6 protein-coding genes and 6 tRNA genes are annotated in these 7,319 nt (G+C 48.4%); all 12 read right to left on the reverse strand.

All coding sequences use genetic code 11. The features are described 5' to 3' along the window. Nucleotides 1-231: 231 nt before the first annotated feature. On the reverse strand, nucleotides 232-1,434 hold the full coding sequence (gene tuf, locus ABFC84_08900) for an elongation factor Tu (GenBank protein ID MEN6412867.1): 1,203 nt from the start codon (nucleotides 1,432-1,434) through the stop codon (nucleotides 232-234). Between the two features lie 118 nt (nucleotides 1,435-1,552). Further along, a tRNA-Met gene (locus ABFC84_08905) sits at nucleotides 1,553-1,629 on the reverse strand. Nucleotides 1,630-1,670: 41 nt separating this feature from the next. Continuing rightward, a tRNA-Thr gene (locus ABFC84_08910) sits at nucleotides 1,671-1,746 on the reverse strand. 10 nt (nucleotides 1,747-1,756) lie between these two features. Continuing rightward, nucleotides 1,757-1,832, reverse strand: a tRNA-Met gene (locus ABFC84_08915). Nucleotides 1,833-1,846: 14 nt separating this feature from the next. Then, nucleotides 1,847-1,931 (reverse strand) — tRNA-Tyr (locus ABFC84_08920). A 15-nt stretch (nucleotides 1,932-1,946) separates the two neighbouring features. Further along, nucleotides 1,947-2,022: transfer RNA gene (locus ABFC84_08925), tRNA-Thr, on the reverse strand. Nucleotides 2,023-2,110: 88 nt separating this feature from the next. Further along, a tRNA-Tyr gene (locus tag ABFC84_08930) sits at nucleotides 2,111-2,195 on the reverse strand. Nucleotides 2,196-2,303: 108 nt separating this feature from the next. Further along, nucleotides 2,304-3,392: an ATP-dependent 6-phosphofructokinase gene (locus tag ABFC84_08935; GenBank protein MEN6412868.1), complete on the reverse strand. Its 1,089-nt coding sequence runs from the start codon at nucleotides 3,390-3,392 to the stop codon at nucleotides 2,304-2,306. Between the two features lie 107 nt (nucleotides 3,393-3,499). Further along, nucleotides 3,500-4,240: an RNA polymerase sporulation sigma factor SigH gene (gene sigH / locus ABFC84_08940; protein MEN6412869.1), complete on the reverse strand. Its 741-nt coding sequence runs from the start codon at nucleotides 4,238-4,240 to the stop codon at nucleotides 3,500-3,502. A gap of 221 nt (nucleotides 4,241-4,461) precedes the next feature. Continuing rightward, nucleotides 4,462-4,989 (reverse strand): NYN domain-containing protein, encoded by a 528-nt coding sequence (locus ABFC84_08945; protein MEN6412870.1) that lies wholly within the window; start codon nucleotides 4,987-4,989, stop codon nucleotides 4,462-4,464. Between the two features lie 32 nt (nucleotides 4,990-5,021). After that, complete coding sequence (locus ABFC84_08950) at nucleotides 5,022-6,371, reverse strand: VanW family protein (GenBank protein MEN6412871.1); 1,350 nt, start codon at nucleotides 6,369-6,371, stop codon at nucleotides 5,022-5,024. Further along, nucleotides 6,368-7,120, reverse strand: a complete 753-nt coding sequence (gene rlmB / locus ABFC84_08955) for a 23S rRNA (guanosine(2251)-2'-O)-methyltransferase RlmB (protein ID MEN6412872.1) — start codon at nucleotides 7,118-7,120, stop codon at nucleotides 6,368-6,370. Before rlmB ends, ABFC84_08950 begins: the two co-directional genes overlap by 4 nt. Nucleotides 7,121-7,319 lie beyond the last annotated feature (199 nt).

Raw genomic sequence — 7,319 nt, forward strand, 5'->3', positions numbered from 1 at the left:
CCCTGTAAATATGATACCTGTTTAAAATGTCACTAATATAATTTAGCACACTTATAACTTCATGTCAATACTACGTACGGGCATGTTGCAAGTAAGCCATGGAAAAAATTGGCCCTGCTTTATACATATATCCACAAGGTATCGATTTTATACACCTGCAGTCCGTTCCCGTTCTTTTCGTTATTAAACACAAAACCCGGTTGGCGGTCAACCGGGTTTTGACATTCTTTACTATTCACTTATTGCGGTTACCACACCGGCCCCGACCGTGCGGCCGCCTTCGCGGATGGCAAACCGCAGCCCTTCTTCAATGGCGATAGGCGTAATCAGTTCGATCGACATCTGAACATTATCCCCCGGCATACACATCTCCACGCCTTCCGGCAGCTGTACCACACCGGTAACATCGGTAGTACGGAAATAGAATTGAGGCCGATAGTTGGAAAAGAAGGGAGTATGCCGGCCACCTTCTTCTTTCGACAGTACATAAACTTCCGCTTTGAATTTCGTATGGGGATGGATACTGCCAGGCTTAGCCAAAACCTGTCCCCGTTCAATTTCCTTCCGTTCAATGCCCCGCAGCAGCGCGCCGATATTATCCCCGGCTACCGCCTGATCCAGCAGTTTGCGGAACATTTCCACTCCCGTTACAACCGTCGATTTTGGTTTCTCAGCCATACCGACGATTTCAACCGTATCACCGACTTTAACAGCACCGCGTTCCACACGGCCGGTAGCAACGGTACCACGACCGGTAATAGTAAATACATCTTCCACCGGCATCAGGAAGGGTTTATCCGTATCCCGCTTCGGCGTAGGAATATATTCATCAACCGCTTTCATCAAATCATAGATTTTGCCGCACCATGGGCAGTCAGGCTTCGCACAGCCGCACTCCAGAGCTTTTACGGCAGAACCGGTAATGATCGGAATGTCATCGCCGGGAAAATCATAGCTGCTCAGAAGTTCGCGAACTTCCATCTCAACCAGTTCCATTAATTCAGGATCATCCACCAAATCGGCTTTGTTCAAAAATACGACCATCGCCGGTACACCTACCTGGCGGGACAGCAGAATATGCTCACGGGTTTGCGGCATCGGACCATCAGCGGCACTTACCACGAGAATTGCGCCATCCATCTGCGCCGCACCGGTAATCATATTTTTAACATAGTCCGCGTGGCCTGGGCAGTCCACATGGGCATAGTGGCGATTGGCTGTTTCATACTCAACATGGGCCGTATTAATGGTAATACCGCGTTCTCTTTCTTCCGGCGCCTTGTCAATCATATCATACGCCATGAATTCGGCACCGCCGCTTTTCGAAAGAGTCAAAGTGATGGCGGCAGTCAGCGAAGTTTTCCCATGGTCGACATGACCGATGGTACCAATGTTTACATGGGGCTTGGTTCTTTCAAACTTTTTCTTAGCCATTGTACATTGTTTCCTCCTCAGTTTACTGAATATTAGAATAGAATTCTAGCGGATGTGCTGAAATTCCTGCTGCCAAAAACAAAAAAGCCTCGCATTTGCGAGGTTTTATACATTTTTTTGGTGGCGGCGCAGGGATTTGAACCCCGGACACTGCGGGTATGAACCGCATGCTCTAGCCAACTGAGCTACGCCGCCAAACAGTTTTGCCGCCAAATAGCGGTATCTCTACTATAAAATGGAGCTGATGACCGGGATTGAACCGGTGACCTTATCCTTACCAAGGATACGCTCTACCGACTGAGCTACATCAGCAGATTTTTTTTGGTTGCGGGGGCAGGATTTGAACCTGCGACCTTCGGGTTATGAGCCCGACGAGCTGCCAGCTGCTCCACCCCGCGATATAAAATTTGTGTGGTGGAGAGGGCTGGATTCGAACCAGCGAAGGCGATGCCGGCAGATTTACAGTCTGCTCCCTTTAGCCACTCGGGAACCTCTCCTTATAAACTGTTGAATGGAGCTGGCGAGAAGAATCGAACTCCCAACCTGCTGATTACAAGTCAGCTGCTCTACCAATTGAGCTACGCCAGCATTAAAATTTTCCCAGCTTTTGTCTCAGTGACAAAATTTATTATATAATAATTTCTTTGTTATGTCAATATCTTTTTCATTATTAATCTGGTGGAGGGGGCTGGATTCGAACCAGCGAAGGCGATGCCGGCAGATTTACAGTCTGCTCCCTTTAGCCACTCGGGAACCCCTCCGAATTTTGTGAGCCATATTACTCATATATCGTGACGAGATATAATGTTATCATAAATATCATTTGCTGTAAAGTGGTATTTACTAACATATTGAAATAAGAAGTGAAACTAATCACCGAAGCAAATGTCAATCCCTCGCGCGGCCTTGATGAGTTCTCCATTTACCGGAACATTGTGGGACTTGCCGGCAATTTCCTTTACCGGAATATTAACAATCCGGTTTTGCTTTAAAGCTACCATACAGCCTTGTTTACCCTGCCGTAAAACTTCTACGGCAGCAATGCCGTAACGAGTTGCCAGCACCCGGTCAAATGCTGTCGGACTTCCGCCCCGCTGAAGGTGTCCTAATACGGTACAACGGCATTCAATCCCCGTACGGTTCTCGATCTCCTGCGCCAGTTTCTCACCAGCGCCGCCCAGCCGGATTTTTTCCGTACTGCCGGCTGCCGCCTGCGTACCCATAAGCTGTCCGCCGACTTCTACCGTTCCTTCTGCTATAACGATGATACTAAAGGATTTCCCCTGTGCCTGACGCCGGGAAATTTTCTGAATCACCGAATCAACGCTGTAAGGAATCTCCGGTATTAAAATGCAGTCCGCACCGCCGGCCAGCCCGGAATGCAGAGCGATCCAACCGGCATATCTGCCCATGACTTCCAGCAGCATCACCCGGTGATGAGATTCCGCCGTAGTATGAAGCCGGTCCAAAGCATCAGTTGCCACAGTAACGGCCGTATCAAATCCGAAGGTGCGCTCCGTACCGGAAATATCATTGTCGATTGTTTTCGGCACTGCCGCCACCGGCAGGCCCAAACCGGCAAATTCCGCCCCTATTTTCAAACTGCCGTCGCCGCCGATAACAATAAGAGCCTCGATACCGGCATTTTCCAAATTCTTCATTGCCTGGCCGGACATATCCCGATAAGCAACCTGCCCCGCCTCAAGCACCCGGTAATGAAAAGGATTATCCCGGTTCGTAGTGCCTAAAATCGTCCCTCCCCGAGGCAGAATTCCCGATACCGCTTGAATGTCTAATTCCAGCATCTGATTTTCCACCAAACCACCAAAGCCATTTTTTATTCCCCAGACCTTCATTCCGCAGCCGACAGCTGTTTTTACCACTGCCCGGATTACCGCATTCAATCCGGGGCAGTCTCCGCCGCCGGTAAGCACGCCAATAGTATGAAACTGGTTCATTTGCCTTTCTCCTCCAATCAGCCGATTCCACGCGTTACCATTTTCTGCCTCATATTCCATTTGATACCTATTTTAAAAAAGACACCCTTATTCGGATGTCCATTTTGTTAGTCGTCAGTATGATCATTGCAATCGCCGATTTCCATTTGCATTTCCTTGTTGAGACCGGTTATATCCTTGCATACACCATTCACATCATTCTCTTCGCTGCGATTGTCCAGATAGCGTTCCAGTTTCCGTTTTACCCGTTGCAGAGCATTGTCGATAGATTTAACATGCCGCTCCAGTTCTACCGCAATTTCCTGATAGGACTTGCCGTCCAGATAGGACATCAGCACTTTCCATTCCAGATCACTTAAAATCTGCCCCATCTTTTCTTCAATATCAATAAACTCTTCCCGGCTGATAACCAATTCCTCCGGGTCGGAAATTTTAGAACCTGACAATACATCCAATAATGTACGGTCAGAATCTTCATCATATATTGGTTTATTTAAGGAAATATAAGAGTTCAAGGGGATATGCTTTTGTCTGGTAGCCGTCTTGATCGCGGTAATAATCTGACGGGTCACGCATAATTCGGCAAAAGCCCGAAATGAGGAAAGCTTATCATTGCGAAAATCCCGAATCGCTTTATATAAGCCAATCATCCCTTCCTGAATGATATCTTCACGATCAGCACCAATCAGGAAATAAGATCTTGCCTTCGCACGAACAAAATTGCGGTACTTATTAATCAGATAATCCAGTGCAACGGTATTGTCATTTTCTTTGGCGTCCATAACGATTTCTTCATCCGTCATATTTTCAAACCCGACATATAACTCACATTGCGCGTTAACTCGCATCGCATCGCCCCCAATCTTAAAATTTGCATTCTATTTTAGATAGAAACTTGCCCCACGCCAATCTCTGGCGCAGACGGGAGCCTTTCTTAGACGTTTTTGGTTCTGCAAAAAGAAAATGCACTAAAATCTGCTTAGTGCCTGCCACTTTAAGTACATGTTTCTTACATAAAAAAATTATACCCCATATTCCTGCGGTTAGTCAAGCTTAACTTGTCTTACCCTTAGCGTCCCCGTCTGATCTCATCCAGTCGCTGCCTGACTTCCCGGCTCAACCGGTTAGCCAGTTCCTGCCGCCGATAGTTCGGTATCGAATCGCCAAACTCTTCTCCCGCTGTTTTTTTAAACTTCCGGACAGCCTGCCCCAGTTCCCGGGCAGATATACGAAAAGCGCCGGCGCCTAAGATCACCGTCTGCTCCGCCCAGTCGGATGTTACAACAAAAACCCTTTCCCCCTGACGCACTAAGCAATAACTCATTCTTTCGATATAACTGTCAGCCGTTTCCCCTTCGCTGGTAAAAACAACTTCCAAATCATTAAAGACTGTTCGGCAGGTACTTTCCCCCGGTATGCCATGGGCATCGAAAACAATGACCACCCGAAAATTTTTATAGACTCCATAGCCGGCCATACTGTCCACCAACCGGTCCCGGGCATGATCCATCTGATCTTTGAAAACGATTAATTCCGGCCAGTCATGAATCACATTATACCCGTCAACCAAAAGGATATCCTTTTTCGTATCTCCCATAAAACCTACTCTCCCATATTAACATTACACAACTATTCATTCCCCACGGCAAAAGGAGGCATCAGACTGCCAATCTTCACAATCGTATTCTCCGGAAGATAACGGTCGGTAGACAAAATCTCCCGTTTTATCTCCTGCCCCTCCAGGCGGATTATCCGTATCGTCGTTATCTCATAACCCGGTTTCCCCTGCTTATCGACTTTACTTTCCCCCAGATACAGCGAGCCATCCTGCTGTTTGACAACTGCCGGCGGTATCAACTGCTGATTGGCAGACACGATCTCTACTGCAGCAGCCGGCCGGCTGGGGCCAAAGATTCCGGCGACCAGTTTATCATCTTCCGCTTCGGCCATAATCATCACCGGAGAAGCGGTATTGTTGACAAATTTAAAATCCAATACCCCATATGCCACGGTAGCATCTCTGCCCAGAGGAATATATCCCAAGGGCTTTGAATGATTATACCGCTCAGCAATTTTTAAATTTGCCAATAAAGCCGCATTGTAGATAGTGGAGGAAACCTGACAGATACCGCCACCGATTCCCGGCACCAGTTCACCGTCCACATACTCCATCGCTTCCTTAAAGCCGAGAGACTTTTCCCTGGGACCGACAATTTCATTAAATGAAAAAACGCCGCCAGGCTCAATCATCTGCCCATTAATTTTCCTGGCGGCTATCTTTATGTTGGCAGTACGATTCTGATCCGCCGGATTAAATACGGTAGTAAAAGTTCCCATCATTTCCCGAATACCGATCCGCTCTATATCACTCACCGTAACAGATGGCTCCAGCAGTGTAACCGGCAGCGGTATCCTGGTATCGTCCGTCCCTTTCAACGCCTGCAGCACTAAGGGGCGAAGCCGCTCCGTCTCCAATTTGCAGCCTTGTTCCTGCGGAATCACGCCACCGTTAACCAAACTTAAGGCCGCATTACGGGGCTGCCGTTCAATCGCTGTCTTCCATTGTTCAACCAGGTTGTCCAGTTTAGTTTCATTATACCTGACCCGCACGGGTATAGGATAGCCTTTTGTCATCGCCAAATGAATATTTTTCAGCCGATCCCACAGCGACCCGCTGCGGCCAAAGTTCCAAACCTCATCCACCGTGGACCCGATATCAATATCAAAATCGATCGAACGAGCCTCCAGCCCAAACAGCTTATCACCATAATAGGCCATAACATGTCTGTTACTTTGCTCTTTTTGCCACACAGCTAAGATTTGAGCAACTTCATCCCGACTGCAGCCGCCAATTTCCACACCTTCCAGGGCGACTCCAGCATAAACCCGGTTCCAAAACAGGGAATGGATACAACACCAGCCCGCCGTACCTGTCACAAGCAGAAAAGTGGCCAGGAGAGCAACGCGCCATTTTTTCACAAACCTTTCATCTCCCGTTGTCGTAAAACTTCATAAAGCATCAATGAACACGCCACCGACGCATTCAGAGAATTGATTTGACCCCGCATGGGAATTCGAACAACAAAATCACACTGTTCTTTGGTCAGCCGTCCCATCCCCTGTCCCTCACTGCCAACAACAATCACAACAGGACCGGTTAAATCAGCTTCATAATAATTTTTATCGCCGTCCATATCAGCGCCGACAATCCACATACCGGCCTTTTTCAATTGTTTTAACGTTTGCGCTATATTGCCAATCCGGGCAACCGGCACATATTCCACCGCACCGGCTGAGGTTTTGGCCACTGTTGCCGAAAGCGGACAACTGCGCCGCTTGGGCATCAAAACTCCATGTACCCCGGCAGCATCCGCTGTTCGTAAAATAGCGCCAACATTATGAGGATCCTCCAACTCATCCAGCAGCACAAGAAACGGAGGCTGCTCCTGGATCTGTGCCCTGGCAAGAATAGCTTCCATTGTCGAATATGCCACCGGCGCTGTCAGAGCGACTATCCCCTGGTGATGCTCACTCTTTGCCAAAGCAGCAAGTCTGACCTGTTCCACTTCCTGAACAACCAGCCCCTGTTCCCGGGCTATAGCGATAATTCCCCGCACGGAACCGCTGCGTTCCCCTTTGGCAATTAAAATTTTATTAACCGGCCGGCCGCTTTTCAGCGCCTCGGCGACACTGTTGCGGCCAGCGATAATTTCTTCCGGTTCTGTCATTGTACTATTTCCTCCCCTTGGCTGCCTCCCGCGGCATTATAGTATTGCCAGTTAAGACATAATATATGTTGCACTTGGCACTTGGCACTTGGCACTTGGCACTTGGCACTTGGCACTTGGCACTTGGCACTTGGCACTTGGCACTTGGCACTTGGCACTTGGCACTTGGCACTTGGCACTTGGCACTTGGCACTTGGCA

It is taken from the genome of Veillonellales bacterium, from assembly GCA_039680175.1.
GTDB lineage: Bacteria > Bacillota > Negativicutes > JAAYSF01 > JAAYSF01 > JBDKTO01.